Genomic DNA, 26,694 nt, shown 5'->3' with positions numbered 1-26,694 from the left:
CCTGACTTTTCCTGCACTGACAGAGTGCATTTTCCGCGCATTGTGCGCTTTTAATGGGGGATGTCCCGCATTATCGCAGTCTGACCGGCGAAAAACAGCGATTTCAGGCCGTTTCTCACAGTGGCGCGTTTTTTGCGTGTTTACTGCGTCAGTTGAAAACCCCTTCCCTTTTCATCCAGAACGAGGCTTTCCTATGGAATTGAAATGGTTCGAAGATTTCCTGAGTGTTGCACGCTGCTCTACCTTTACTCGCGCTGCCGAAGAACGGCACATTACCCAGTCCGCACTCAGTCGCCGTATTCGTCAGCTGGAGGAGTGGCTGGGCGTCCCGCTGTTTTGCCGTAAGACTTACCCGGTAACCTTAACGCCTGAAGGTCAGGCCTTCCTGATCACCGCCAGCGAAACGGTGTTCTCCCTGGGCCATCTGCGCAGCGATCTGCATCAGCGCTATGAAAAGCGTACCTCCGTGCTGCGCTTTGCCATGCTCAATACCCTGTCGCTGACCTTTTTCCCCGACTGGATAGAGCAGTTGAAGCAACAGAGGCAGTTGGGCTATATCCGGCTTTGCGATCAGAAACCCACTTTTGTAGAGCATATTGCCCTGCTGCACTCGGACGAGACGGACTTCCTGCTGACCTATGCCCACGACTCGGTGGCGTTGATCCAGCAGTTAAAACACTATCCGATGCTGCAACTCGGCACGGAGCGGGCCATTGCGGTCTGTCGTCCGGACGGTGCAGGCAAGCCGCTCTATCCCATTGGCGTGAATAACGATCCCATTCCGTTCCTCAGCTATGGTCATCACTCCTTCTTCGCCCATGCGCTGGCCCGCTCAGAGCCGATCAACTCGCTGCCGCTGGAAGCTATTTATGAAAACGGCATGTCGATCAACCTTAAGGCAATGGCTATGGCTGGCAGCGGCGTGGCCTGGCTGCCGGAGAGCCTGCTCACGGCTGAACTCGCCAGCGGTGCGCTGGTGCGGGCAGGCGGGACCTGCTGGGATATGCCGCTGGATATCCGGCTTTATCGCCAGCCGGTGCTTCGGGCGGGATCGGCAGAAACGTTCTGGCAATGCGCGCTGGAGTGCGAGCAAGCGCCGTCTGCCGCCTGACGAGCAAAAACTATGCAGTTCCGGAATGGGTCAGGCAAATTGCTCATTGGTAATTGGCCGCCTCTCTCTTGCATGCTGAAACCAGCCGGGCCATACCGGCTCCTTTCTCACCCAATCACGTTCTCTGGGGACAGCCATGCAAAACAAAGAGTTAGTCTGGAAGTTAGTGGATGAACACCGTGCCGAATTCTGCGACCTGAGCGATCGCGTCTGGGGTATGCCTGAGATTTGCTATACCGAATACCGGTCGGTGGCGGAACATACCGCCATGCTGAAACAGCAGGGCTTTCGCGTCACGGAAAATGTGGCCGATATTCCCACGGCTGTGATGGGCGAAGCGGGAGAAGGCGGTCCAGTGATTGCCATTCTGGGGGAATACGATGCGCTGCCGGGGCTGAGCCAGCAATCGGGCGTGGCTTATCACTCTCCATTACCAGGCAACGGTCAGGGCCACGGCTGTGGTCATAATCTGCTGGGTTCTGCCGCGATGCTGGCGGCAACGGCACTGAAAGAGTGGCTGGCAGAAAGCGGCCTGCCGGGGCGCGTTCGCTATTATGGCTGCCCGGCGGAGGAAGGCGGCGCGGCGAAATCATTTATGGCGCGTGCCGGCGCCTTTGATGGCGTTGACGTGGCGATCACCTGGCACCCCAGCGGGCATCATGAGGTGGCTAAAGCGCTGTCGCTGGCTAACACCCGCATGGACTTCTTCTTTACCGGCCGCTCTTCACATGCGGCCGCCTCTCCTCATCTGGGACGCAGCGCGCTGGACGGCGTGGAGCTGATGAACGTGGGCGTCCAGTTCCTGCGTGAGCATGTGCCGCAGGATTCGCGTATTCACTATGCAATGCTCGATTCAGGCGGCATTGCGCCGAACGTCGTGCAGGCTAAAGCGGCGGTACGCTACGCCATCCGCTCCCGCGATGTACAGGGTATGTTCGACCTGAACGAACGCGTGAAGCGTGTGGCACAGGGCGCCGCGATGATGACCGATACTCAGGTCGGGATCAGCATTATGAGCGCCGTCTCTAACCTGTTGGGCAACCGTCCGCTGGAAGAGGCGATGCAGCGTAATTTTGAAGCGCTGGGAACCGTGCAGTTTGACGAAGCAGATTTGGCATTTGCCGCCGAGATCCAGGCCACGCTCAGTGCGGAAGAGATCGCCAGCGATTACCGTAAAGCTGGGGTTAAGCCCACCCATCCAAAACCGCTCAGCGACTTTATCATTCCTCTGGATACCCACGGCGAAACCATGATCGGCTCAACTGACGTTGGCGACGTAAGCTGGGTGATCCCTACCGTTCAGGCGCACGTGCCTACTATGGCGCTGGGCACGCCGGGCCACTCCTGGCAGTTAACAGCGCAGGGAAAGATGCCTGCTGCGCATAAAGGCCTGACCCACGTTGCCAAGATTATGGCCGCTACGGCCATTGACGTACTGACCGACAAGGTTCTGCTGGCGCAGGTGAAAAAAGCCCATTTTGAGCAGACCAGCGAAACCCCTTATCACTGCCCTATTCCTGCAGAGGTGAAGCCGCCGGTTCAGCCGCGCCCCGAAACCCTGTAATTCGCTTTTCCTCCGGGAGTTATCAATGCCTAAAATAACGACGCTTGCCGCAGCCCTGATGGCTACGGCTGTTTTCAGCGCGGCCTCTGAGGCCGCCACGCCGCCAGATTCGCTGGTGATGGCCTGGAATATTGATGCAATCAGTACCTGGGATCCGGCACAGATTGGCGAAGTGGTGACCAATGAAATTGTGTTAAATACCTGCGATACCCTGGCAGCCTTTGACAGTCAGGATGAGAAGAAAGTGGTGCCGGATCTGGCGAAAAGCTGGGACGTTTCTGACGATCGTAAGCAGATCACTTTCCACCTTCAGCCCAACCTGAAATTCCCGGACGGCTCCGCCGCCAGCGCCGGTGATTTTGCCTGGTCGCTGCAACGCGTGGTGAAGCTGGGGTACGGCAACGCCGCTACCCTGAAGGAGTATGGCTTCACCAAAGAGAACGTTGACCAGACTATTATCGCGCCGGACGCCTCCACGCTGGTAATGAAGTTCGACAAAGCCTATCCGACCACGCTGATCCTCCAGGCCATTGCCGCGAATAACGTTGCTACGCTGCTGGACCGTAAGCTGCTGGAAAAACAGGCGGTTGGTAATGATCTTGGACATAAATATCTCTCCACGCACACCGCCTGCGTTGGCCCTTATCAACTGATGCGCTGGAATGCGGGCGAAGGGGTGGTATTACAGGCTACCGCTCACTACTGGGGCACGCAGCCGAAGCTGAAGCGCATCCTGATCCGCCACGTCGCAGAAACTGGCACGCAGCGCCTGCTGTTAACTCAGGGGGATGTGGATATCGCCCGCGACCTCTCCGCCGATGACCTGAAAACACTGGATGAAGGTGGCAAGGTGAAGGTAGAGAAAGTCCTTAAACCGCAGCTCTTCTTCTGGACCTTTAACAACGAAGATCCCATCTTCAAAAATGAGAGGGTCCGGCTGGCGATGCGCTATTTGATCGATTATGACGGTCTGGCAAAAAGCGTCATGCCTTATCTGGGCGTGCCACGCGCCAGCTTTGCGCAGCAGGGCGCATTTGGCGCACTGGATGCCAAAGAGGGGCAGCCGTTCAGGCTCGATTTGGTTAAAGCCAAACAACTGCTGACCGAAGCGGGCTATCCCGATGGCTTCTCAGCCTCGGTGATTTTCGGCACCCTTCCCCACTCCGCGCCTATAGCGCAAAGCATTCAGCAAAACGCGGCGAAGGTCGGCGTAAAGCTCACGCTGGAACGCATGGCGAATGCTCAGCTGTTCAGCCGTGCGCGCGGGCGGGAGTTTCAGAGTGCGATGATGGCCTGGCAGACCTCGGTACCGGACGCCTACGGTAACGCTTCCCGCCTGGTCTATAACCCCGATAATCGCAAAGAAGCCCGCGCCACGCAGTATCCGAGCTGGCGAGCCGCTTACTACGACGAAGCGATGAACAAAGCAGTTAACGCCGCACTGCTGGAGCCTGATGAGAGCAAACGTATCGCTAAGTATGCTGACTTGCAGCGTGAGCAGATGCAGAAAGGCCCGATGGCGATCATGTTCCAGATGTATAACTCCGCAGGCATCAGCCCGGCCGTGAAGAACTGGACGTGGAACGGGTTCCGCGTCTGGTACGGCGCTGCGGCTAAATAAAGGGGGCGGTCATGTCGCAAGTTTTTACTGAGGTGTCAGAACCTTCGCCGTTGTTCAGGCGGCTGAAACGGCTGCTGAAAGGCGCATTCTCCATCTTTTGCACGCTGCTGGGACTGGCGGCACTGACTTTCTTTATTGGCCGTTTGTTGCCGATCGATCCCGTTGTGGCGGTTATCGGCGACAATGCCAGTCAGGAAGCATACAACCAGATGTTTCATCAACTGGGGCTGGACCAGCCACTGTGGAAACAGTTTACCGACTATTTGTGGCAGCTGGCGCAGCTGGATTTTGGCACCGCGCTGACCACCAGCCAGCCAGTGGCGCAGGATATCGCCCGCGTCTTTCCAGCTACGCTGGAGCTGGCGACGGTGGCGGCTATTATCGGCGTGGGTCTTGGCATTCCGGCAGGCGTGCTTTCCGCTATGTATCGCAACTCCTGGTTTGACCATCTGATCCGCTTTATTGGCCTGCTCAGCTACTCCACGCCGCACTTCTGGCTGGGGCTGATGGGGCTGCTGCTGTTCTACGCCTCGCTGGGCTGGACCGGTGGGCCAGGCCGCATCGATTTTATCTATGAATTCGACCTGCAACCGGTGACCGGCTTCTGGCTGATCGACAGCGCCCTGAGCGGCAACATGGCGATATTCAGGAACGTCTTTGGCCATATCATCCTGCCTGCCGCCATTCTGGGTCTCAGCTCGCTGGCCTACATCAGCCGCATGGTACGCAGCTTTATGATCGAACAGCTGTCGCAGGAGTACATCATTACCGCCCGCGTCAAAGGCTTATCCTGGGCGCGCTGCGTTTGGGTTCATGCGCTACGCAATATCGCCGTTCCTACGCTCACCGTGGTCGCGCTCTCCTGGGCCTGGCTGCTGGAGGGTGCCGTGCTGACGGAAACGGTGTTCGCCTGGCCGGGATTTGGCCGCTATCTTACCAACGCCCTGCTGGCGGGAGACATGAATGCCGTTGTCGGCTGCACGCTGCTGACCGGGGCGATTTTCGTGGCGCTCAACCTGGTTTGCGACCTGCTTTATCGCCTGTTCGATCCACGTACACGTCAGGAGGATCAATGACCGACTCTGTGAACAAATCGCTGCCGGTAGCTGCCCGTATAACCTTACGCAGCTGGCTCAGCGCGCCCGTCCCCGGCACCCCTTTTCAGGCACGGATACAGCAGCTCTGGCTCCAGTGGCTGCGCTTTTGCGCCAACCACTCCGCGCTGTTTGGCCTGGTGGTACTGCTGGTGATTATCTTTGCCGCCCTGTTCGCGCCCTGGCTCAGTCATCACGACATCTTTACCCAGGATCTGGCGCATCGCCTGCAGCCACCCAGCGCCAGCTTCTGGCTGGGCACCGATGAGCTGGGGCGCGATATCTACAGCCGACTGCTCTATGGCGCACGGATTACGCTCTATATCGCCTGTCTGACCGCTGTCATCATCACGCCGCTTGGTCTGATTGTCGGCACCAGCGCCGGCTACCTGGGCGGCTGGGTGGACAGGGTGCTGATGCGCCTGGTTGATATTTTCCTCGCCTTCCCCAGCCTGATCCTCGCGCTGGCGTTTGTGGCCGCCTTAGGGCCGGGGATCGAGAATGCAATTATTGCCATTTCGCTCTCTTCCTGGCCGCCGATTGCCCGTCTGGCGCGGGCCGAAACGCTCTCAATCCGCAAAATGGACTATATTGCCGCCGTACGTTTGCAGGGTGCCAGCTCGCTGCACATCATCCTTCGTCACATCATACCCATGTGCCTGCCTTCGGTGGTGGTGCGCGTCACGCTGAATATGGCCGCCATTATTCTGACCGCGGCCGGACTCGGTTTCCTTGGACTGGGCGCGCAGGCGCCCAGTCCGGAATGGGGAGCGATGCTCGCCTCTGGTCGTGAATTTATGCTGAACAATGGCTGGATAGCCGCCATTCCGGGTCTGGCTATTCTGTTCACCAGCCTGGCCTTTAATCTGCTGGGCGATGGCCTGCGTGACGTAATGGATCTCCGCCATGACTGATACTCTGCTACAGGTTGAGAACCTGAATATCGTTTTCAAAGGGGCGCATCAGGATCACCACGCGGTGCGCAACGTCTCTTTTACCGTGGGCCGCGAGAAGCTGGCGATTGTAGGCGAGTCTGGCTCCGGCAAGTCGCAAACCTGCCGGGCGCTGCTGAAGCTGACGCCGAAAATTGGCCGCATCAGCGCCGATGTGATGCGCTTTGGCGATATCGATCTGCTGAACGCCAGTGAACGCCAGATGAGAACCGTGCGTGGAAACCGCATTTCGATGATCCTGCAGGACCCCAAATTTTCCCTGAACCCACTGATGCGCATTGGAGACCAGATCACCGAAGCGTACCGCCTGCACAGCAAAGCCTCTAAAAGCGTGGCGAAAGCGCGGGCGCTGGCGATGCTGGAGTCGGTTCACATCCGCGAAGTAGAGAAGGTTTATCGCCTTTATCCCCATGAAATTTCCGGCGGCATGGGTCAGCGCGTGATGATTGCGATGATGCTGATCCCCGAACCCGATCTGATCATTGCCGATGAGCCGACTTCCGCGCTGGATGTCACCGTGCGTCAGCAGGTGTTGAGTATTCTGGACGAGCTACTGGCGCGGCGAAATACCGGCCTGCTGTTTATCACTCACGACCTTAATCTGGTATCACGCTTTTGCGATAGGGTACTGGTGATGTACGCCGGACGCATTGTCGAAGAGATAGCCGCAAACCGGCTGCATGAAGCGCAGCATCCTTACACCCAGGCGCTGTTAGCCAGCCAGCCGCGCCTGCATCACCCCATCGCGACGCTGAGCGTACCAACGCGCGATCCCGCCTGGCTGAATGGCCCCGCTTTTCGTCATGGAGTCGCGCTATGATCCCCTCTCATCAACGCAGTATTGAAACCGTGGATCTCACCATCGCCTTTGGTCAGGGCAGCCAGCGCCGTCACGTGGTGGAGAGGGTCAGCTTTACCCTGGCTGCCGGAGAAGCTTACGGATTGATTGGCGAGTCCGGCTGCGGTAAATCCACTATCTTGCGCGCGCTGGCCGGGTTGAACAGCGATTATCAGGGCGCGATCCTCTTTGATAACAAAGAGCAGCAACCGCTGCGCGACAAACCTTTTTACCGCCAGGTGCAGATGGTGTTTCAGGACCCCTATGCCTCGCTGCACCCGCGCAAAATGGTCTGTAACGCCCTGCTGGAGCCGCTCAAGCTCCACGGCATGGACAGGCAGCAGGAACGCATCAGCGAGGTGCTGCACTCGGTTGGGCTGAGCGATGCATTTCGCTATCGCTATCCGCATCAGCTTTCTGGCGGTCAGCGGCAGCGCGTGGCTATCGCGCGCGCGCTGATTATGGAGCCTTCCGTATTGCTGCTGGATGAGCCTACCTCGGCGCTGGACGTCTCGGTGCAGGCGGAGATCCTTAATCTGCTCTCCAGCATGCGCAAACAGCGGCAGCTTACCTATCTGCTGGTGACTCATGACCTGGCCGTAGTTACCCATCTCTGCCAGCGGGTAGCAATTATGCACCAGGGAAAACTGCTGGAAGAGCTGACGGCGGAGGCCATCCGCCACGGCCACGCCCGTGAGGCTTACACACAGCGTTTCCTTGCCGCCAGCGAAGCCTGAGGAAACCATCCGCGGAACGGAAGTAAACCGTTTGCGGATGAGCCTACGGCAACTGCTGCTGAACGATCCTGAGGATGAAAAATGACCGTGATTGAAACCATTGCCGCCTGGTGTGCCCGTGAGCCTCGCTTCAGCACCACCGCTCACCGACTGGCACGCGAAGCTATCAGTGACACCCTGGCCTGTCTCTGTGCAGGAAGGAGAGACTTTTCCACCCTGGCGGTGAAACAGGCGTGGAAATATGATGCTCATTCTTCGCCAGCGGTCATGGCGCTGGTCAATGCCACCGCTGCCCATGCCATTGATTATGATGATAACTTTGGGCCGGGCATGAGCCACGCCTCGGCGGTGCTGGTTCCCGCCCTGCTGGCCGTGGCGCTGGAACAAAAGGCCAGCGGCGAGGCTCTGGTAAAAGCTTATCTGATTGGCCTTCAGGCTCAGGCCTTTGTCGGCGATGTGGTCAGCCCTTCTCATTACACCGCAGGCTGGCACGGCACCTCCACCATCGGCTGTATTGGCACCGCGGCAGGCGTTGCCTGGCTGAAAGGGCTGGATGAAGCCGGGATCGCCAGAACGCTCAGCATTGCCGTGAGCCTGGCCAGCGGCGTTAAAGGCCAGTTTGGCACACCGCTCAAACCTTTTCATGCGGGCATGGCGGCGCGCAACGCGGTGGAAGCGGCCCAGCTGGCGGCTACTGGCATGAGCGGGAGGCTGGATATCCTGGAAGGCGCAATGGGCTTCTGCCAGCTCTTTGCTGGCTCGCCATTTTCGTCAGAAAAAGTGCAGGCGTGGGCAGCAACCGATCAACATATTATTGAAACCGTTGGCGTGATGCCGAAAAAGCATCCCTGCTGCGGTTCTACGCATCGGGTGCTGGATGCGATTGCTGACCTGCAGGCACAACACCGCTTCAGTGCGGCAGAGGTGGAGTCGGTGAGCTGCAAAGTTGGCCTCTCTAACCTGCGCAATCTGGCCTATCCCGCGCCGGAAGATGAGATGCAGGCGCGCTTTTCCATGAACTATTGTGTGGTGAGAATGCTGGAGGCTGGCTCGCTGAGCGTGGCTGATTTCACGCCTGAGCAGGTAAGCATGCAGGCCGGCCATCCACTGATGAGGCGGATAACGATGCAAAGCTGGCAGCCGGAAGAGGAAGCGGAATCTGCGGATCTGCCGCATCTGGTCAGCATTACGCTGCTGGATGGGCGCGTACTGCACCATCAGCGGTTCAGCGCGAAAGGATCGTTGTCCGAGCCGTTTAGTGAACGTGAACGGCAGGAAAAATTCGCCGACTGCTGTGCGCCGTTATCGGGAGCGGAAGCGCTTTATCAGCGTATCGGGAAACTGGAGAAAGAGTTCGATCTCGCATTTCTGCAAGAAATGTTGGTCTGACAGGCGAAAAAAAGGGAGGTCAGCGACCTCCCTTCTCTGTTACACGGCGGTCTGGAAGATCACGCCGTCAGCTTTGTCCGTATACTGCGACAGCTGATCGAAGTTCAGATAGCGGTAGGTATCTACCGCCGTCTTATCAACCTGTAACATAAACTGCTGATACTCGTCCGGGGTCGGCAGCTTGCCTAACAGTGAAGAGACGGCAGCCAGCTCGGCTGAGGCCAGGTAGACATTGGCTCCCGTACCGAGACGGTTCGGGAAGTTACGGGTTGAGGTGGAGACCACCGTCGCACCGTCTGCCACGCGCGCCTGGTTACCCATGCACAATGAACAGCCCGGGATCTCAATACGCGCCCCGCTCTTACCAAAGACGCTGTAGTAGCCCTCTTCCGTCAGCTGCGCGGCATCCATCTTGGTTGGCGGAGCCACCCAAAGACGCGTCGGCAGCTGGCCTTTATGGCTGTCCAGCAGCTTACCGGCCGCACGGAAGTGGCCGATATTGGTCATGCACGAGCCGATAAAGACTTCATCGATCTTCTCGCCCTGCACATCAGAGAGCAAACGGGCATCATCGGGATCGTTTGGTGCGCAGAGAATTGGCTCTTTGATTTCCGCCAGATCGATCTCGATCACTGCCGCGTACTCTGCATCCGCATCGCCTTCCAGCAGCGTTGGCGCAGCCAGCCATTTTTCCATGCCCTGGATACGACGCTCCAGCGTACGACGGTCGCCGTAGCCTTCGGAAATCATCCACTTCAGCAGCACGATGTTGGAGTTGAGGTACTCGATAATCGGTGCCTGACCCAGCTTGATGGTACAACCGGCAGCAGAACGCTCGGCAGAGGCATCGGAAAGCTCAAACGCCTGCTCCACTTTCAGATCCGGCAGCCCTTCGATCTCCAGGATGCGGCCAGAGAAGATGTTTTTCTTGCCTTTCTTCTCAACGGTCAGCAGACCCTGTTTGATAGCGTAGAGCGGGATGGCGTGAACCAGATCGCGCAGAGTGATCCCTGGCTCCATTTTCCCTTTGAAGCGCACCAGCACTGACTCCGGCATATCCAGCGGCATTACGCCGGTAGCAGCCGCAAAGGCAACCAGACCGGAACCTGCCGGGAAAGAGATGCCGATAGGGAAACGGGTGTGGGAGTCGCCGCCGGTGCCAACAGTATCCGGCAGCAGCATACGGTTCAGCCAGCTGTGGATAATGCCGTCGCCAGGACGCAGCGAAACGCCGCCGCGGTTCATAATGAAGTCTGGCAGCGTGTGGTGCGTGGAAACGTCCACAGGCTTAGGATAGGCCGCGGTGTGGCAGAAGGACTGCATCACCAGATCCGCAGAGAAGCCCAGACACGCCAGGTCTTTCAGTTCATCACGGGTCATTGGACCGGTGGTGTCCTGAGAGCCGACAGAGGTCATTTTCGGCTCGCAGTAGGCACCAGGACGAACCCCTTCGGTACCGCAGGCACGGCCAACCATTTTCTGTGCCAGCGAGAAGCCACGGGTACTTGGCGCCACGTCTTTCGCTATGCGGAACACCTTGCTCTCTGGCAGCCCCAAAGCTTCACGGGCTTTGGTGGTCAGGCCGCGACCGATGATCAGTGGGATACGGCCACCTGCGCGAACTTCATCCAGCAATACTTCGGTTTTCAGTGAGAAAGTTGCCAGCACTTCGCCGGTTTCATGGTTCTTCACTTCACCTTTGTAGGGATAGATGTCGATAACATCGCCCATGTTCAGGTTTGACACATCCACTTCAATCGGCAGGGCGCCTGCATCTTCCATAGTGTTGAAGAAGATAGGAGCAATGTTGCTGCCCAGCACCACGCCACCGCCTTTTTTATTCGGCACGTAGGGGATGTCATCGCCCATAAACCACAGCACCGAGTTGGTGGCAGATTTACGGGAAGAGCCTGTTCCTACCACGTCGCCCACATAAGCCAGCGGGAACCCTTTTGTCTTCAGCGCTTCAATCTGTTTGATGGGGCCTACGTTGCCCGCCTCGTCTGGCTCAATGCCTTCACGGGCATTCTTGAGCATCGCCAGCGCGTGCAGCGGAATATCAGGACGTGACCAGGCATCCGGTGCCGGAGAGAGGTCGTCGGTGTTGGTTTCGCCAGTGACTTTGAAGACGGTAACGGTGATTTTCTCTGCCAGCTCGGGACGTGACAGATACCATTCAGCTTCAGCCCAGGATTTCAGAATTTGCTGAGCGTGCAGGTTATCGGCTTTGGCTTTTTCTTCAACGTCGTAGAAGTTGTCAAACATCAGCAGCGTATGAGAAAGCGCTTTTGCCGCGATAGGGGCCAGCTTCTCATTATCAAGCGCATCGATCAGGGGATGAATGTTGTAGCCGCCCTGCATGGTGCCCAGCAGTTCTACAGCTTTTTCCGGTGTAACCAGAGGAGAGGTTGCTTCGCCTTTGGCAACAGCGGCCAGGAAACCCGCTTTAACGTACGCCGCTTCATCGACGCCGGGTGGGACACGGTTGACCAAAAGATCGATCAGAAATTCTTCTTCACCCGCAGGTGGATTTTTTAGCAGTTCAACCAGCGCGGCCATTTGGGAAGCATCTAAAGGCTTAGGTACGATCCCTTCGGCTGCACGCTCGGCAACGTGCTTACGGTATTCTTCTAGCACGACGTTCTCCTCGCTCTCATTATGTAGGGCTTTCCGACCACCTTGCTCACTTATGGAGAACAACCTTCCCTTTTAATGTCCAGGTTGAGGTGCCCGGTTTCGCGGAGGGCAGAATAGCAGGATTTCGGGTGTTTGTTAATCTGTTTACAAAAATACAACATTAAATGCATATCCATTCCTGCCGGTTTATTCCCCCTGGCAGCAGGTGAGTTAAGCAGAGCGAGAGTCAGAAAATGAGGGTGGTAGGCTGGCAGACAGCGCGCTGGTTTAGCTGGGCGCCAGTCAGTTCAGGTCAGGGCTTAACAGGGACTTATTTATCTGAAATGCATAACGAGCAGGAATAGAACGCTGAACAGAATGAAATTTTTTGGCGACAAGCGAAAGGATAACCGCACTCATATCAAGCCAGCGGAAAGGGAAATGATGGATAGCAGGTTAACAGGAGATCTGTAATGGGCCGGGTTGTGCGGGTGCCCTTCTCTTTTAACACTTTTTTTACCTCAGCAGTCGGTTTTAAAGTCAAAGGCGTCATTGACGTCCTCAGCTACCGGTCTGTAACAGAGGATCTCTGTCGATAACGCCATTTTTCATTCTCAGCCATCAGAAGGACTCATCGAAAGCTCTTCTGACCCCGCTTAATTTTGCAGGTTGGCCGGGAAATCGGCAGGCAGCTCGCTTGCCGGGCAGGCAATCACAGTGTCATTATTTTCACCCGCGTCGCGGATAAAGGTCAGGGTCGCGAATTCATCAATAACGGTTTATCCCCGCATGCGCGGGGAACCCTTCGTCTGCCGCCAGCAGCCTGTCCGCGAATCCGGTTTATCCCCGCATGCGCGGGGAACCCCATTATTGAGGCACTGGAAAACGGCGTTAAGCCGGTTTATCCCCGCATGCGCGGGGAACCCGTAACCGGTCTGGAATAGCGCATTGTCCTGTAGGGTTTATCCCCGCATGCGCGGGGAACCCATGGCGGCCTGGACCTGTCCGGTTCGCGAGACCGGTTTATCCCCGCATGCGCGGGGAACCCTTAATTATCAGGTTGTTTATCGGGGGGAGCGCCGGTTTATCCCCGCATGCGCGGGGAACCCGTACAGACCAATCAGTGTATCAAATATCGTTTCGGTTTATCCCCGCATGCGCGGGGAACCCACTCTGGGAAAGCAAAAGGCCGGTTGCCACACCGGTTTATCCCCGCATGCGCGGGGAACCCTACGTCTGTATTACCATGGCCTGTACGCGCGGCGGTTTATCCCCGCATGCGCGGGGAACCCGTATAAGGCGCATCGCGATCATATACAAAGGGCGGTTTATCCCCGCATGCGCGGGGAACCCGTATAAGGCGCATCGCGATCATATACAAAGGGCGGTTTATCCCCGCATGCGCGGGGAACCCCCTGGATTCCGATTCCGGCGCTTAACGACAGGCGGTTTATCCCCGCATGCGCGGGGAACCCGCCGGTTTTTGCGTTTTTTTTTTGTCATGCTGCGGTTTATCCCCGCATGCGCGGGGAACCCAGGCCATCGTTCCACGCCTGTAGATAAACCCACGGTTTATCCCCGCATGCGCGGGGAACCCGTGATGCCGTGATGTTGCAGGAACCAGCGCCGCGGTTTATCCCCGCATGCGCGGGGAACCCCGGGCGCTACCGACGACATCAACCCTGAAAATCGGTTTATCCCCGCATGCGCGGGGAACCCCCGGCCGATGATGAACCGGAACAGGATAACGACGGTTTATCCCCGCATGCGCGGGGAACCCTCCCGGTAATACTCACGAAGCGTCTCTGGTTGCGGTTTATCCCCGCATGCGCGGGGAACCCTTCGCTTTGCTATGCGCGCAGACACTCCAGACCGGTTTATCCCCGCATGCGCGGGGAACCCACTGGCTGAACAAGTAACGCGAATCTCTAACGCGGTTTATCCCCGCATGCGCGGGGAACCCTTACCGGTACAGGCTCGGGAATAATCCCCCGCCGGTTTATCCCCGCATGCGCGGGGAACCCTAAGCGATGATGTTCTGGATCTACGCACGACTCGGTTTATCCCCGCATGCGCGGGGAACCCAATATTTTGCTGGAACCCGCCGGCAGTTTGATCGGTTTATCCCCGCATGCGCGGGGAACCCCAGGTAAAACAGTGACCTGGCGAGCGGTGAGACGGTTTATCCCCGCATGCGCGGGGAACCCATGTCCTGTATCCGTGCCTTGTCCTGCTCTGTCGGTTTATCCCCGCATGCGCGGGGAACCCCAGTACAGCAGCCGGGATGATTATTTTGAAACAGGTTTATCCCCGCATGCGCGGGGAACCCTCGGTTGCGATAAAATAGCGCTCCCGCGCCAGCGGTTTATCCCCGCATGCGCGGGGAACCCGCTGGGCCTCAAGCGTCGAGGGTATGAACCTGCGGTTTATCCCCGCATGCGCGGGGAACCCTCTAAACATAAAGAGCTAATTTATAAAGGTTTTTAGTCGTCCCAAAAATCTACCAGGTTATTTGTATTTTTCCAAAACAGTAACCTATTGATTTTCAAAGGGGCTAAATGACACCAACCTTATTCCATCCATCTCCACCGGCAACCGACGGTTTTCTCCCAGCGTTTGAAACTCAAAACCGGACTCGTTATTACTGGCCCAGGCCATAACCACATTGCCTGGCTCATATAAACGCACAATCTGCTGCCAAACCATCTCGCGGCTTTTGCGGGAGAGATCGCCCACATATACGCCCGCCCGCACCTCCAGCAACCAGATGGCAAGCCTTCCACGTAAACGCGGCGGAACATTTTCCGTTACAACCATCAGCAGACTCATAACGACTTGCTCCTGTGACCAGAATCACTGATAGATGCAGGCTCAGGAATGGCAATGGGCTGAACATATTCTGGAGGTGGTGGTGGCGAGATGCCTCCAGCAGCCAGAACCTCATCAATCAAGGGAATAAGTCTGGCTAAAGTTCTGCTGGTTCTAAAAAGATCGCGGCATGCGAGCCTGACCTGTTTTTCGGCATCCGCTGGCTTGCGGGCGGCAATCTGAAAAGCCAGAGGGACAACGGTTTCAAACTTAAGGATATCGGCAATATCATAAACAAAAGATAAGGGCTTACCGCTATGGATAAAACCGATTGCAGGTGCATAACCTGCCGCAAGCACGGCTGCTTCAGTGATCCCATATAAGCAGGCCGTAGCGGCACTGATGCACTGATTAATAATATCGCCTTTTTCCCAATCTTTGGGATCGTAACGGCGTCCCTGCCACCTGACGCCATATTGTTTCGCAAGCAATTGATATATTCCTTTAACTCTTACTCCTTCGATACCACGTAGCTGTTCAACGGAGCGACGCGCTGGCGCTTCTTCACCAAAACGCATTTCGAACATTTTACGCACGACTTTAAGCCGGAGGCTCTCATCCAGCGCCAGCTGCGCCTGGTAAAGCAGTTTATCGGAGCGCGCGCCGCCGGGCTGCCCGGAGGCATAGAGCCTAACACCCGCCTCCCCAACCCAGACCAACAGCGTTCCTGCTGTTGCGGCAAGCCGTATAGCGGCATGGGAAACACGGGTTCCCGGCTCCAGCATAATGCAGGCTACATTTCCTATCGGGATATGAGTGCGTATGCCGGTTCCATCAATCAGAACAAACGCCCCGTCTATGACGTCGATTTGTCCAAATCTCAGGAAAATCAGGGAAATACGATCTTTTAACGGAAGGGGAACTAAAGGCACCCAAGTCATGGCTAACATCCTGTTAAGGCGGCACAAGGCCGCCATATTTTCCCTTTCAGGCGCGGGCGAGAGAGAGCAAACCACAGCCCATACTCTTGGCAGGCCCGATGCCTGCTCGTACCAGCCCGGCAAAAGTTTCTGTCGACTGAACCCGAAGCACTCCTTCAAAGCAAAGGGGCTGGATTTTTCCGCTTATCCCTTTTTTATGGAATATCAGCGAAGGCTCTTTTTCTATTCTTGCAGACTTAAGCTCTGCTGCTCCCTCCAGTTTGCGTACCAGCCATGCCATACACTCTTCTTCTTTCAACAATGGCACCCGACAGGTTTTAATTTCCCCATGCCTGTTCATTCGCCCCTGAGCGTCCCTGATGGTTTTCACGGGATTAACACGCAGCCGGAAATAAAAATCATCTCCTTCAGGTAAAGCGAAGTTCACCGCTTTGCTTGCCAGTACAGTGGCTACCTCCGCCTGCTGTGGGGGTTGAACAGACTGGAGTAACACAGTCAGCCCCCTGCTTGCGTTCCCCTCTTCGGCCCGAAACAGAAAATCGCGCTGATCCTGCGGACGATCGGGAAACAGTTGCCACAGCGCACGATGCAACTGATAAGGATCTTTCGCCCAACGCCAGTTCACTATCACTTTGCTCAGGAACATGTTTTATCTCCCTGAATGACATACCAGTTTCGCCGGCCAAACTGACGCGGCAGATGAATCAGTGGTTCATCACGCACCGACAGACGTCGCTCTTTACCCGTTAAAGGTTCTTCGCTATAGACAGCACCGCTTCCGGGTGTCACAAGATCAAAAGCTGCACAGGGATCGGCTGCCTGCTGCACGCCTCTGAAGAGCGGCTTTGAAAGAGGGCAGCTGCGGCGGCCCAGATAAGGTGTGTAAACAGGCTTGATCACGGCTTCACTCAGTTGTCTCAGAGTGTACCCCTCCCGCTCAGCAGATGTCGTCCAGACCGCGACAGAGAAACTGGCGTCACACAGATAGTCCCGTCGGGTGATGATAGTGTCGTGCATGTTCAGCCCGCCATGCTGTTCCCTGGCTTCTTTCACTGTGTGGAAATCTGTCAGCGTTACTGGTTTGAATCCCTGGTGGTCATCACAGCGAACCGCAAAACGCGTGCCGCCAGCCAGTTTTTGTAGCAGGCTGCTCTGGTTTCGTTTTATTCCCAGGCACGCTCCCAGCAAGCCAAGCAAACCGCTGCGGGTGGGAAAAGGTGCGCAAGGTCGAATGCCTTCAAAAGTGGGAAGCCCCCAGAACTGCATAGGGCCAGCCAGCTGCAAAATCAGATAATCCTGCATCTCAGACCTCGCCGTTTTCACCAATCCATTTTTTAAGCGCATTCAAATCCGATACTTTTTCCACAAACTCTGCGCCAATGACTTCTCCAACCACAAATTGTGCAGCAGGGCCGGTCAGACCATAGCCACGAGAAATATCTCTCCAGTAACTATTTAACGCCGCTATTGAAGGTTGTAAGAACCCCTCTTTTTTTGCTGCTACCGGTTTTTCGAATGCATTAGCCAGGGAAACAGGCAAGTCGGAGAAATTAACCATGACAAGATCGGCCGGATTAAAGGCCGCAAAGCTGTGCTGTTTCGCGCCCGGAACCTCGGTAGCCAGCATATGCATCAGATGGGCAGCGACAGATAGCGCCTGCTGGCGTGATGCTCCTCCCAGATTCTCCTGTAACTGCCCAATATTAAGGCTGGCATAGCGATAGAAGACGCCTGAAGAGAATTCCTGAGTGTTTAAATGCGCTGCTCCGCCCCCATCATTTAAATCATCCACTGCCGAGAACCAGTCAATATCAGATTCTACGGCATGGGTGGTAATAGAGTGTGCCAGTGAAAGAGCGCCATCAATCTCACCTATCTTACTCATCAAGCCATTGGTTGCCATGCGCCCGCTTAATGCAATATCTACTGCACTATTTAACGTGGTTCGCAGACCCGTGAGCTGATCTTTAAGCACTTTGGCCCATTTCTTTTCATCAATGCCTAAAGAGGCATATTCAGGTTTACTTACCTGCTGACAAAACCAGTCGATCTCTTCAATCAACCAGGGAGAGATAGCGCCGCCATCAATTTTATCGGCGTTATCAATAGTTTTTCCACTCAGCAGAGTTAACGTTTTATCTATTACTTCAGGCGAATACTTTTCGCTTAAATGCTGATGAACCACGTCACGCAATAATTCAAGATGAATAGTACGGATACTCGATCCGCCTATATGGCGCTTATAATATTCGCTTTTCCGTATTGCACGTTTAAGGCTCTGGCTGGATATCCTTACGCGCCGCTTGCCGCCAAAAACCGCATCCTTTTGCATATTCATATCGTCGCGATTCAGGCAGGAAGGGCTGTGTGAAATCAGGACGTGGAAATTAATAAAATTGTTCATCGTGTATCCTTACGCGTTTGTTTTTTGAAAGAGGAGATAACATAGTTTTCGAGTAGCGAACGCCGATCGTATTTCCCCCACCACTCCAGCTGCTTTGCCAGCAAGGGCCAGTGCACATTTACCGGTTCAGCCTGAATCAGAAGACGTCGTAGCTGTATCATATCTGACGGAAACTCTTGCCTTATCAGCTGCATTACCCTCTGCTGGCTGATCTTGCCGTTGTAGCCCAACGCTCTGCCCAGACTCAGTGTCTCGTCCTCACTGTTTTGAATCGCGCCGCTGGTCAGACAAAAGACCATACGTTGTAAGGCATATCGCTGTTCAGGCCAGCCAAAGGGGGCAACCAGCAAGTAAAACTCGGGAATATCCAGCAGTTCCTCAGGCTTAGTGGCGCGCTTCATTTTCGCCCGGCTCCCCGGTTCCAGCTCAGTCCAGGCGGTATAAAGTTTCATTGCATCAAACGAGGGGTCCATCTGTTTGCTCTCCTTGCGTTTTCAAAATGGATAACTGTTCAACTAATAGTTTTCTGCTTTTAGCCAACGTCAATATCAACTTTGGATGATGATTATAGGGTTCGGTAACACTCTCAAATAATTTGTGGCAGAGAGAATAGAGTCGCTGATGCAATATCTGTAATTGCGGCAGTGGCTGTTCATAATTAATGGTCGCCAGAAGAGAGGTAATAAGGGTATTGCTCTGTTGGAAATAGCGAGGTTCTACCGTTTTATTTACCTGAACGCCAGCACCAGGGATGTGCATTTTGCTGTCTCCTTTAACGAAATAATTCAACGCTTTTTTAAGCGCGTCCAGATACGCCAGCCCCAACCGGGCAATCTCACCCACGATCTCAGGATGGCGCTCCCATCCCTGATTAAAAACCATGATTTCATGTCTTCGCTCCAGAATTGAAGCCTGGTTATTACGATAACCACCAATGCTGAGATGTAGCGTTCTGCCGTTTACCAGTTGGCGGGCTTGCACGACAACCAGTGCAGGAGTGCGGCCCTCCTGATTCCCCTCTAATTGCCGCTCCAACAGTAAACGACCTGTTTGTGTCCAGCAGGGTGTGGGAAGCGTAAAGCTGATATGACGCCGTTCAAGAATCTCTTTTTTAGACTGATGCACTACCGGGGAGTGGGGATGTAGCCAGAAGCCTTCGATGGTGTAATTAAATTTTGCTTTGAAAAAACCGGAATAACGTTGTTCAACAATTGCCCCACAGGCGCAGCACTTTCCACCTGAATCTGGCGAGCTTAACTCGATATGTGCCGGTTGCCAGAACAGGCCCCGCGCCAGGCCAATTTCATGAGCAAAAATACGTTGGCCGCTTACAATGGGTCGTTGCCAGGTAAAGTTGTGCCGGGGTTCTTCGCGCCAGCCGGAGTAGTGCTTATCCAGCATGCTTTGCGTTAAGACATTGGCCCAGACAGTAGTCCGCAGGCAGGGCTGCTGCACCAGGGTAGTAACCGGAATCTCGCCTCGTATTCCACTTTTAAATCCTCCACCGAACCCCGGCGCATTAGATGCCTGATTAAATAACGCGATGGCCGCACACCCACCACATACGGTATCGCCCTGCCCCGGCTGATTAAGGAAAGCACAGTTTTTGGAGCCGGTTAATCCCACCATTAGCTTGTCCATTGTGGTGTTTTTTTTGGCGACAACACCGCTGACCTGCATAAAGGGGAATTCGGGGTGGGCTAAATCAAAGTCATCTTCTCTTCCTGCTATGCCGGAGATGAACTCTTCTTCACTAAGAGGATCTCGAATACGCTGAAGCAGTTGGCTGGCATCGGCAGGTGGCCATAAGATTTGTACCAGGCAAATCAGTAGCTGACAGGCCGCCATCTCCATATCATCACGCGGCAGGCACAGCACATAGGGTTCCCTGGCGCACAACAGCGTTTTCAGTGTAATAGTGATAACGCTCGAGTCTGAAGCAGAGCGAACCGGAATCCAGGCTTCGGTGAGCAAATTCATCGTTTTCCTCCTTGAAATGTTTATCCTTTTAAATTCAATACCACTGTGATGTTGAATATTTTTTCATCACAGGTAAGTTATAAGCAGTTCTCCACTGATGGGGATAAACCGCATGTGTTCTCAGGCGGCCAAGCTTCCCCAATTTTTTGGGGATCAGGTGGGAATGCCAGCCATTCCCACCTCCTTCGAATAACGGAGCCTGCATTTAGATGTCCCGGCCTCCCACCAATCTTCTCGTTGTATGCCAGCTATCCAGACAAGGCCCTTTTCATCCGGTTCAAGTTTGAAGCGCTTTCTCCATTGTCCCGGCACGTTCACCCGATTTAACGCCAATGCTTCCGGTATCGCTAATTCGGGAAGCCTCTCCAGGATCTGCCCATCCAGAAGCCGTTTTCCTTCACTTGTCTCAACATAAGGAATCAGCGGCAGACTCATTTCGCCATCACGGGTGACGGCACGAATATGAATGTCATCGTCTCTGAAGGGAGAAGCCTGGTCAGACTCATTTAAAATCATCCGGGCACTATTGCGTTTTAACAGCTCCTGACATTCAAATTTCTCTATGCCATCCTTTACCCAGAGAGGCTCATCACGCGCTATTTCTTGCTGATAAACTTCTTCAATCCACAGGCGGTAAGCCTGTGGAAATTGCAACGGTGTAGAGCCTGCCCTTTCAAGAAGCTGCTGTGTACGCCACATTGCACGGGTGTTGGTATAGATGTGATTGCTCAAGCCGTAGTCCGTTTTATCAGGCAGTATTACGGTCAGAACCGGCTTCCTGAAAGTAGCAGGACGGGAATTCCGGGAATGCCTGTGCAGGCGTCCTGCCCGTTGAAACAGGAGATCGGCAGGACAATGCTGCGTTATAAGCCAGTCGAAATCCACGTCCAGAGATTGTTCAACCACCTGGGTAGCGACCAGAATGCGCCCGACAGAGCGATCGCCGGAAGGTGAAAAAGAGTCCAGGATATGTCGTTCTTTCTCAGTCCGATCTTTTAACGTGTAGCGCGAATGAAACAGGATCACGGGCAAATCGGTGTAGCCTATTAATTGCTGATAAACCTGCTGTGCAATATCCACCAGATTAAAGATCAGGCAAACTTGTGCTCCGGCCTTAGCAGCGGCAATCGCTTCGTTTAATAATTCCTGGTCCGGCTGCATGTCGCTAAGATAACGCCGGTCAATATTAAGGCTATAGGGTGTGGGTAAGTGCTCTGGAGTAGTGCTGAGATCGAAACTTAATTGTCTGTCCTGCTGCTGCCAGACGATTTGAGGATACTCTGCACCTGGCGTCGGCGTTTTCTCACTGCCATAGGTTGACAGTAAACGCTGCTTTAATCCTGAGGGAAGCGTGGCTGAAAGCAGAAAAGTGCTCTGGCCTGCCAGATATTGCTGATGCAATACCTCCTCAAGCAGACTCTGCATATAAGTATCATAAGCATGGACTTCATCAACGATAAGCACACTCCGGCTGATCCCAAAGCTACGGATAAAGCGGTGCTTTACCGGCAGCACAGAAATGAGCACCTGATCGACAGTACAAACACCTATCTGTCCCAGAAATGCCCGCTTATTACTGCTACTGAGCCAGTTACAGCACTGTGCCCAGGCTTCATCCGGTTGAGCGTTTGCACCACGGCTTTTTATTGCAGCAAATTCATGGCTAAAACGTGAATTACCGTGAGCCAGTATCAAGTTAGGTTTTTTAAAAAGTCGCGTCGCAAATTTTTCCAGGCGCTCTAACATAGCGTTGGCGGTTGCTTGTGAAGGTAACGCAAAAATAATACTGTCGGCGTAACCTTGAGCCAGTAACCGCCATGCATAACCCAGAGCTGTTTCAGTTTTTCCCGAACCGGTAGGTGCTTCAACAATTGTCAGCCCCGGCTCTTTGGGTAGCTCATCAACCAGTACCTGTAATTGGCGAGGCTTAAAACCAGGATCTAATAAAAACTGCCCCCCTTTCCAGGCATTAATACTTCCGTTTAACCCACTACGTTCCAAAACTACAGGTGCATCTTCGGCGTAGCGTTGCATAAAATAATCGGCCAGGGGTTCAAATTTTGACTGATAACGGAATGTCTCATCCGTACACCAGGAACCCAGCCAGTCGCAAACAGAGCAAAATCCAGCCAGAAGAGGTGAGCCGGGGGGAGGATTATCATTTTGCGATAGCCCAACGGGTTTTAAAAACAGCTCTTCCAGCGCATCAAGCCAGTCGACACGGGCCTGTTTATCTTTTCTTCCCCGCCCTTTAAGGGCGGGGAATAGCGCCAGGCTGTCGTCATAATAGATATTCTCATGACGTTGAATAAAACCATGATGCCCGGCCACAGCCTCCATCCAGCTAAGCCAGGTTAGTTTGGGATGCGATGCGTACTCAATTAACCCGAAATAGTTTTCCTCTTCCGTATCAAAGTCTTTTTTCAGCCAGTACAGGCCTCCCAACCCATGATCCCACTTCGCTTTAACAGGCGCACCTGACTCATTGGGATTCAGGCTCTGCCAGGCGGGCCAGCATTTAGACTGGAAACGGATATCCCATTTACCAAAATCGTGCAGCGCAACAAAAAATAGCATCCACGCTCTGTAAAGAGATTCAGAATATCCCTGACAGAATCGGTTTCTTATTCCGGGAGCATGATCCCACCAGTAAGCGGCAACAGCAGCTACATCCAGACAGTGGTAAGGAAGGAGATGACAGCTTATTTCAGTTCCCCCCTCGTTTCTTACTGCTTTCCCCCAATAACGATACATCTCCAGTACCTGGGAAACCATCAGTGCTATTTCCTTGCAATCTAAGATGCTTCAAAAATACCCATCAATTAGCAAATTGAAACTATTATTTAGCTCAAATTGTCATAATTTTGATAAAAATCTATTTTTTTATCATTTTCAGACAAACCACGAAAGTTGGGGTTGCCAGCGCGATCTCTTCTACCTTCTCCAGGCACCGTTCTAAACAACAGTACGAAGTTAATTTAATACAGACTAAAAAAAACCTCGCTTCCGCGAGGTTTGCTACTGAGAAAACATTGTATGTCAGGCATGGCCCACGCGTTCTTCAAGCGTTTCAATAATAAATGTATTCAACGACTTATTATTCTCAGCAGCAGCATGGGTAAGCCTCTCAGCAAGAGACTCGTTATAACGTAGCGTAAGCGTTTTGATTTTTTCTTTCCGGGCATAAGGATCTATTCCTGCTTCGCGGCAGTCCTCAAGATACTCACGTAACGAGAGTTCCCCTTCTTTAATTAAACCTTCAACGCTATCGGCAACAAAATCACAGTAACCGCTCAGACCTAAAAATTTCCCGCGAAACGCATTAATCTCTGGCACAAAGCTAATCACTGCGGGCTGCCCCGCAACTTCGTATTTCGGATTTACTGTGCTCATGGCTTTATTCCTGTACTTTCTAACCATTCACGGAGGCTGATAACCGCGCCCTTATCCGTCTCGGGTAAAGGATGCGGTCGATGAAATTTAGCAATACTTCCGTTAAGAATGAAACGACACCGGGAGCCTTTCCCTTCACTGATTTCGCCGCCCAAAGCCCGGATCAGTGATTCAATATCCGACCATTTGATATTAGCGGGCACTGGTACATCGAAAATTTTCTCTAATGTGCTCTGATGTTTTTTTCTTAGTTGCTTCATAGTTCACAGCCTTTCCATGGCTTCATATGATGAAGCTATTATGTTATTCAAGCAGGAATGAGTCAACTCTTGAGTATGATTAAGAAGGTGTCCTTAAGAGCATAAGGACGAAGATTTTCATCTAAACGCGCATGGAATAGCAGGCACCCGCTCTTTATGAAGAGCGGTTAAAGTGATTTTTTCCGTGCTTATGGGGAACACGCGAATGAGGACGCTGTAACCTGTGGGAGCTACGGTTTATCCCCGCGCATGCGGGGAACACCCGGTGATAAGGCCCGCATTGCTGATAGTGAACGGTTTATCCCCGCGCATGCGGGGAACACCGAGCATGGAAAGAAGGAGAAAGGTCATCTGGCGGTTTATCCCCGCGGTGCGTTCCACGGGAAAATTCCGGCAGGCGGTTTATCCCCGCGCATGCGGGGAACACTTCATAGATAGAGACTCAACTCTCTCCGATGGCGGTTTATCCCCGCATGCGCGGGGAACCCGGAGCTGCAAAGCATTCTGCTCCGTAATATGCCGGTTTATCCCCGCATACGCGGGGAACCCGCCCGCTGGCAAAATTGGTTCGATGTTGAATTCGGTTTATCCCCGCGCATGCGGGGAACACACCCCATTGCGAACCCACGGACACACCCAGGGCGGTTTATCCCCGCGCATGCGGGGAATACCGGTGAATATGCCAACCCTACCGCCCTGTAGCCGGTTTATCCCCGCGCATGCGGGGAATACCGAAGGCGACGCCCCCGGCAACGTGGGACGACCGGTTTATCCCCGCGCATGCGGGGAATACCCTGGCCTCAACCAGTTTAGTCGCGATATGTTCGGTTTATCCCCGCGCATGCGGGGAATACTTTCACCGCACCAGTTCATTCGGCGTGTTTCACGGTTTATCCCCGCGCATGCGGGGAATACGAACGCGTATTAACTACACGCCGGAACAGAAAGGGTTTATCCCCGCGCATGCGGGGAATACTCTAAATTTAACCTCTTGATTAAAATCATATTTTATGCACCATTAAAATCTACCACGTGAAGCCCTTAAATTAAACCCTGTCTGACCTCTCTGGTTTGATGCAAAACAGGACAGCGATATTTCCCATAAAAAAACCAAAAACAGAGAAGGTTGCGGATTCTTATTTAATCGGCAGCGTAGGCTCATCTGCCTACCCTGGCGGCATCAGATGCTTATCAAACTTTGAGCTGTGGTTTTTTAGCAATTTCCAGCGCATCACTGGTTTTGTCAGCGGGAGATTTGAAACAGAGTAAAGGCAGGAATTCGCGCGTTAAAAAACAGGCATAAAAAAATCCGGAAACGAGGAACGTTTCCAGATTCAGATACGGCTGCCAGGTTAACTTAACAGGTTAACTATGCAGCCGTAGACTCCCCAGGCGGCTTACTTCTTCTTCGCTTTCGGGTTTGGCAGGTCGGTGATGCTACCTTCAAAAATCTCGGCAGCCAGACCCACAGACTCATGCAGCGTCGGGTGAGCGTGGATGGTCAGCGCGATATCTTCAGCATCGCAACCCATCTCAATAGCCAGACCGATTTCACCCAGCAGCTCACCGCCGTTGGTGCCGACAACCGCGCCACCGATAACACGGTGCGTCTCTTTGTCGAAAATCAGCTTGGTCATGCCGTCTGCACAATCGGAAGCGATAGCACGGCCTGAAGCCGCCCACGGGAAGGTCGAGGTCTCATAGCTGATCCCTTTCTCTTTCGCTTCTTTCTCGGTCAGACCGACCCAGGCAACTTCTGGCTCAGTGTAGGCAATGGATGGGATAACTTTCGGGTCGAAGTAGTGCTTCTTACCGGAGATCACTTCAGCCGCTACGTGGCCTTCATGCACGCCTTTGTGGGCCAGCATCGGCTGACCAACAATGTCACCAATCGCATAGATGTGCGGCACATTGGTACGCATCTGCTTGTCGACGCGGATAAAGCCACGGTCGTCCACTTCCACGCCAGCTTTGCCCGCATCCAGACCTTTACCGTTTGGCACACGGCCAATCGCTACCAGCACCGCGTCATAACGCTGCGCTTCTGCAGGTGCTTTCTTGCCTTCCATCGAAACGTAAATGCCATCGTCTTTAGCTTCAACGGCGGTGACTTTAGTTTCCAGCATCAGGTTGAACTGCTTAGCGATGCGCTTGGTGAAGACTTTCACCACGTCTTTATCGGCAGCCGGAATAACCTGATCAAACATCTCAACCACGTCGATCTGCGAACCCAGCGCGTGATAGACGGTTGCCATTTCCAGACCGATAATGCCTCCGCCCATTACCAGCAGGCGCTCAGGCACCTCTTTCAGCTCCAGCGCGGCGGTAGAGTCCCACACGCGAGGATCTTCATGAGGAATAAACGGCAGCTGAATCGGACGGGAGCCGGCAGCGATAATGGCGTTGTCGAAGTTGATGGTGGTGGCACCATTCTCGCCTTCAACCACCAGCGTGTTAGCGCCGGTAAATTTACCCAGACCGGTGACCACTTTAACTTTGCGGCCTTTCGCCATACCAGAGAGACCGCCGGTCAGCTGGTTAATGACTTTCTCTTTCCAGGAGCGAATCTTGTTGATATCGGTTTGTGGCTTACCAAACACGATACCGTGCTCTTCCAGCGCTTTGGCTTCTTCAATCACTTTCGCCACGTGCAGCAGCGCTTTGGAAGGGATACAACCCACGTTCAGACAAACCCCGCCCAGGGTGCTGAAACGCTCAACGATGACGGTCTCCAGACCTAAATCGGCTGCGCGGAAGGCTGCAGAGTAGCCTGCAGGACCTGCCCCAAGTACCACGACCTGAGTTTTAATTTCTGTACTCATCATGACCTCTTAGTTAACCGCTGGGATATTCATTCATCCACCGGTACGTATTCACCGCAAGAGTTTACAGAATTGTTAATGAACTGCAAACCGCTTGATACGAAACGTTTTCAACTACCTTGTCGACTCAACACATCGCAAGTCGGCTATGAAAAGGCCGGCA

Annotated in this window: 21 protein-coding genes and 2 CRISPR repeat arrays; of the genes, 8 read left to right on the top strand and 13 right to left on the bottom strand. The window is 54.1% G+C overall.

Annotated features, from left to right (window positions below):
• Nucleotides 1–193: 193 nt before the first annotated feature.
• From SD961_RS02600 to SD961_RS02565, 8 genes are all read left to right on the top strand, one after another.
• A complete protein-coding gene (locus SD961_RS02600; RefSeq protein WP_318788839.1) occupies nucleotides 194–1,111 on the top strand; it encodes a LysR family transcriptional regulator in 918 nt (305 codons plus the stop codon).
• A 136-nt stretch (nucleotides 1,112–1,247) separates the two neighbouring features.
• A complete protein-coding gene (locus SD961_RS02595) occupies nucleotides 1,248–2,675 on the top strand; it encodes a M20 family metallopeptidase (protein WP_318788838.1) in 1,428 nt (475 codons plus the stop codon).
• A gap of 25 nt (nucleotides 2,676–2,700) precedes the next feature.
• Nucleotides 2,701–4,296, top strand: a complete 1,596-nt coding sequence (locus SD961_RS02590) for an ABC transporter substrate-binding protein (protein ID WP_318788837.1) — start codon at nucleotides 2,701–2,703, stop codon at nucleotides 4,294–4,296.
• Between the two features lie 11 nt (nucleotides 4,297–4,307).
• Nucleotides 4,308–5,372, top strand: a complete 1,065-nt coding sequence (locus tag SD961_RS02585; RefSeq protein ID WP_318788836.1) for an ABC transporter permease — start codon at nucleotides 4,308–4,310, stop codon at nucleotides 5,370–5,372.
• Nucleotides 5,369–6,304: an ABC transporter permease gene (locus SD961_RS02580; protein ID WP_318788835.1), complete on the top strand. Its 936-nt coding sequence runs from the start codon at nucleotides 5,369–5,371 to the stop codon at nucleotides 6,302–6,304. The genes SD961_RS02585 and SD961_RS02580 overlap by 4 nt, the downstream gene beginning before the upstream one ends.
• A complete protein-coding gene (locus SD961_RS02575; RefSeq protein WP_318788834.1) occupies nucleotides 6,297–7,163 on the top strand; it encodes an ABC transporter ATP-binding protein in 867 nt (288 codons plus the stop codon). Before SD961_RS02580 ends, SD961_RS02575 begins: the two co-directional genes overlap by 8 nt.
• A complete protein-coding gene (locus tag SD961_RS02570) occupies nucleotides 7,160–7,918 on the top strand; it encodes an ABC transporter ATP-binding protein (RefSeq protein ID WP_318788833.1) in 759 nt (252 codons plus the stop codon). Before SD961_RS02575 ends, SD961_RS02570 begins: the two co-directional genes overlap by 4 nt.
• An 81-nt stretch (nucleotides 7,919–7,999) precedes the next feature.
• Nucleotides 8,000–9,307 (top strand): MmgE/PrpD family protein, encoded by a 1,308-nt coding sequence (locus tag SD961_RS02565; protein WP_318788832.1) that lies wholly within the window; start codon nucleotides 8,000–8,002, stop codon nucleotides 9,305–9,307.
• Nucleotides 9,308–9,346: 39 nt separating this feature from the next.
• Here the strand turns inward: SD961_RS02565 and acnB are convergent, their stop codons facing one another.
• The 13 genes from acnB to lpdA all read right to left on the bottom strand — a co-directional run bounded on the left by acnB (nucleotide 9,347) and on the right by lpdA (nucleotide 26,531).
• Nucleotides 9,347–11,944, bottom strand: a complete 2,598-nt coding sequence (gene acnB / locus SD961_RS02560; RefSeq protein ID WP_318788831.1) for a bifunctional aconitate hydratase 2/2-methylisocitrate dehydratase — start codon at nucleotides 11,942–11,944, stop codon at nucleotides 9,347–9,349.
• Between the two features lie 635 nt (nucleotides 11,945–12,579).
• Nucleotides 12,580–12,669 carry a hypothetical protein gene (locus tag SD961_RS21675; protein WP_412916645.1) on the bottom strand — a complete coding sequence of 30 codons (90 nt, stop codon included), beginning with the start codon at nucleotides 12,667–12,669 and terminating at the stop codon, nucleotides 12,580–12,582.
• A gap of 29 nt (nucleotides 12,670–12,698) precedes the next feature.
• Nucleotides 12,699–14,374: a CRISPR direct-repeat array (repeat unit 29 nt; unit sequence CGGTTTATCCCCGCATGCGCGGGGAACCC).
• Between the two features lie 84 nt (nucleotides 14,375–14,458).
• The gene (gene cas2e, locus SD961_RS02555) at nucleotides 14,459–14,752 is read right to left on the bottom strand and encodes a type I-E CRISPR-associated endoribonuclease Cas2e (protein ID WP_318788830.1); all 294 of its coding nucleotides are present in this window, start codon (nucleotides 14,750–14,752) and stop codon (nucleotides 14,459–14,461) included.
• Nucleotides 14,749–15,672: a type I-E CRISPR-associated endonuclease Cas1e gene (gene cas1e, locus SD961_RS02550; protein ID WP_318788933.1), complete on the bottom strand. Its 924-nt coding sequence runs from the start codon at nucleotides 15,670–15,672 to the stop codon at nucleotides 14,749–14,751. Before cas1e ends, cas2e begins: the two co-directional genes overlap by 4 nt.
• A gap of 46 nt (nucleotides 15,673–15,718) precedes the next feature.
• Nucleotides 15,719–16,318 (bottom strand): type I-E CRISPR-associated protein Cas6/Cse3/CasE, encoded by a 600-nt coding sequence (gene cas6e, locus SD961_RS02545; RefSeq protein ID WP_318788829.1) that lies wholly within the window; start codon nucleotides 16,316–16,318, stop codon nucleotides 15,719–15,721.
• Nucleotides 16,309–16,974, bottom strand: coding sequence for a type I-E CRISPR-associated protein Cas5/CasD (gene cas5e / locus SD961_RS02540; protein WP_318788828.1), 666 nt, complete (start codon nucleotides 16,972–16,974; stop codon nucleotides 16,309–16,311). Before cas5e ends, cas6e begins: the two co-directional genes overlap by 10 nt.
• 1 nt (nucleotide 16,975) lies before the next feature.
• Entirely contained in the window at nucleotides 16,976–18,076 is a 1,101-nt protein-coding gene (cas7e, locus tag SD961_RS02535; RefSeq protein ID WP_318788827.1) for a type I-E CRISPR-associated protein Cas7/Cse4/CasC, read from the bottom strand.
• Nucleotides 18,073–18,549: a type I-E CRISPR-associated protein Cse2/CasB gene (gene casB, locus SD961_RS02530; protein WP_318788826.1), complete on the bottom strand. Its 477-nt coding sequence runs from the start codon at nucleotides 18,547–18,549 to the stop codon at nucleotides 18,073–18,075. Before casB ends, cas7e begins: the two co-directional genes overlap by 4 nt.
• A complete protein-coding gene (gene casA, locus SD961_RS02525) occupies nucleotides 18,533–20,056 on the bottom strand; it encodes a type I-E CRISPR-associated protein Cse1/CasA (RefSeq protein WP_318788825.1) in 1,524 nt (507 codons plus the stop codon). The genes casB and casA overlap by 17 nt, the downstream gene beginning before the upstream one ends.
• Before the next feature lie 153 nt (nucleotides 20,057–20,209).
• Complete coding sequence (cas3, locus tag SD961_RS02520) at nucleotides 20,210–22,831, bottom strand: CRISPR-associated helicase/endonuclease Cas3 (protein WP_318788824.1); 2,622 nt, start codon at nucleotides 22,829–22,831, stop codon at nucleotides 20,210–20,212.
• Nucleotides 22,832–23,095: 264 nt separating this feature from the next.
• Nucleotides 23,096–23,449 (bottom strand): type II toxin-antitoxin system HicB family antitoxin, encoded by a 354-nt coding sequence (locus SD961_RS02515; RefSeq protein ID WP_318788823.1) that lies wholly within the window; start codon nucleotides 23,447–23,449, stop codon nucleotides 23,096–23,098.
• A complete protein-coding gene (locus SD961_RS02510; RefSeq protein WP_318788822.1) occupies nucleotides 23,446–23,709 on the bottom strand; it encodes a type II toxin-antitoxin system HicA family toxin in 264 nt (87 codons plus the stop codon). Before SD961_RS02510 ends, SD961_RS02515 begins: the two co-directional genes overlap by 4 nt.
• 519 nt (nucleotides 23,710–24,228) lie before the next feature.
• A CRISPR array of direct repeats spans nucleotides 24,229–24,685; the repeat unit is 29 nt; unit sequence CGGTTTATCCCCGCGCATGCGGGGAATAC.
• A 421-nt stretch (nucleotides 24,686–25,106) separates the two neighbouring features.
• A complete protein-coding gene (lpdA, locus tag SD961_RS02505) occupies nucleotides 25,107–26,531 on the bottom strand; it encodes a dihydrolipoyl dehydrogenase (RefSeq protein ID WP_318788932.1) in 1,425 nt (474 codons plus the stop codon).
• Nucleotides 26,532–26,694: the final 163 nt, after the last annotated feature.

Source organism: Erwinia sp. MMLR14_017 (assembly GCF_033657285.1).
Classification (GTDB): domain Bacteria; phylum Pseudomonadota; class Gammaproteobacteria; order Enterobacterales; family Enterobacteriaceae; genus Erwinia.
The sequence above is the reverse complement of the archived record's forward strand: the minus strand, read 5'-3'. Positions and strand labels throughout refer to the sequence as shown.

What these genes read in the sequence shown, in the direction of transcription:
- SD961_RS02600 (WP_318788839.1), top strand. Translation starts at nt 194, where the DNA reads ATGGAATTGAAATGGTTCGAAGATTTCCTGAGTGTTGCACGCTGCTCT.
- SD961_RS02595 (WP_318788838.1), top strand. Translation starts at nt 1,248, where the DNA reads ATGCAAAACAAAGAGTTAGTCTGGAAGTTAGTGGATGAACACCGTGCC.
- SD961_RS02590 (WP_318788837.1), top strand. Translation starts at nt 2,701, where the DNA reads ATGCCTAAAATAACGACGCTTGCCGCAGCCCTGATGGCTACGGCTGTT.
- SD961_RS02585 (WP_318788836.1), top strand. Translation starts at nt 4,308, where the DNA reads ATGTCGCAAGTTTTTACTGAGGTGTCAGAACCTTCGCCGTTGTTCAGG.
- SD961_RS02580 (WP_318788835.1), top strand. Translation starts at nt 5,369, where the DNA reads ATGACCGACTCTGTGAACAAATCGCTGCCGGTAGCTGCCCGTATAACC.
- SD961_RS02575 (WP_318788834.1), top strand. Translation starts at nt 6,297, where the DNA reads ATGACTGATACTCTGCTACAGGTTGAGAACCTGAATATCGTTTTCAAA.
- SD961_RS02570 (WP_318788833.1), top strand. Translation starts at nt 7,160, where the DNA reads ATGATCCCCTCTCATCAACGCAGTATTGAAACCGTGGATCTCACCATC.
- SD961_RS02565 (WP_318788832.1), top strand. Translation starts at nt 8,000, where the DNA reads ATGACCGTGATTGAAACCATTGCCGCCTGGTGTGCCCGTGAGCCTCGC.
- cas2e (WP_318788830.1), bottom strand. Translation starts at nt 14,752, where the DNA reads ATGAGTCTGCTGATGGTTGTAACGGAAAATGTTCCGCCGCGTTTACGT.
- cas1e (WP_318788933.1), bottom strand. Translation starts at nt 15,672, where the DNA reads ATGACTTGGGTGCCTTTAGTTCCCCTTCCGTTAAAAGATCGTATTTCC.
- cas6e (WP_318788829.1), bottom strand. Translation starts at nt 16,318, where the DNA reads ATGTTCCTGAGCAAAGTGATAGTGAACTGGCGTTGGGCGAAAGATCCT.
- cas5e (WP_318788828.1), bottom strand. Translation starts at nt 16,974, where the DNA reads ATGCAGGATTATCTGATTTTGCAGCTGGCTGGCCCTATGCAGTTCTGG.
- cas7e (WP_318788827.1), bottom strand. Translation starts at nt 18,076, where the DNA reads ATGAACAATTTTATTAATTTCCACGTCCTGATTTCACACAGCCCTTCC.
- casB (WP_318788826.1), bottom strand. Translation starts at nt 18,549, where the DNA reads ATGGACCCCTCGTTTGATGCAATGAAACTTTATACCGCCTGGACTGAG.
- casA (WP_318788825.1), bottom strand. Translation starts at nt 20,056, where the DNA reads ATGAATTTGCTCACCGAAGCCTGGATTCCGGTTCGCTCTGCTTCAGAC.
- cas3 (WP_318788824.1), bottom strand. Translation starts at nt 22,831, where the DNA reads ATGGTTTCCCAGGTACTGGAGATGTATCGTTATTGGGGGAAAGCAGTA.
- SD961_RS02515 (WP_318788823.1), bottom strand. Translation starts at nt 23,449, where the DNA reads ATGAGCACAGTAAATCCGAAATACGAAGTTGCGGGGCAGCCCGCAGTG.
- SD961_RS02510 (WP_318788822.1), bottom strand. Translation starts at nt 23,709, where the DNA reads ATGAAGCAACTAAGAAAAAAACATCAGAGCACATTAGAGAAAATTTTC.
- lpdA (WP_318788932.1), bottom strand. Translation starts at nt 26,531, where the DNA reads ATGAGTACAGAAATTAAAACTCAGGTCGTGGTACTTGGGGCAGGTCCT.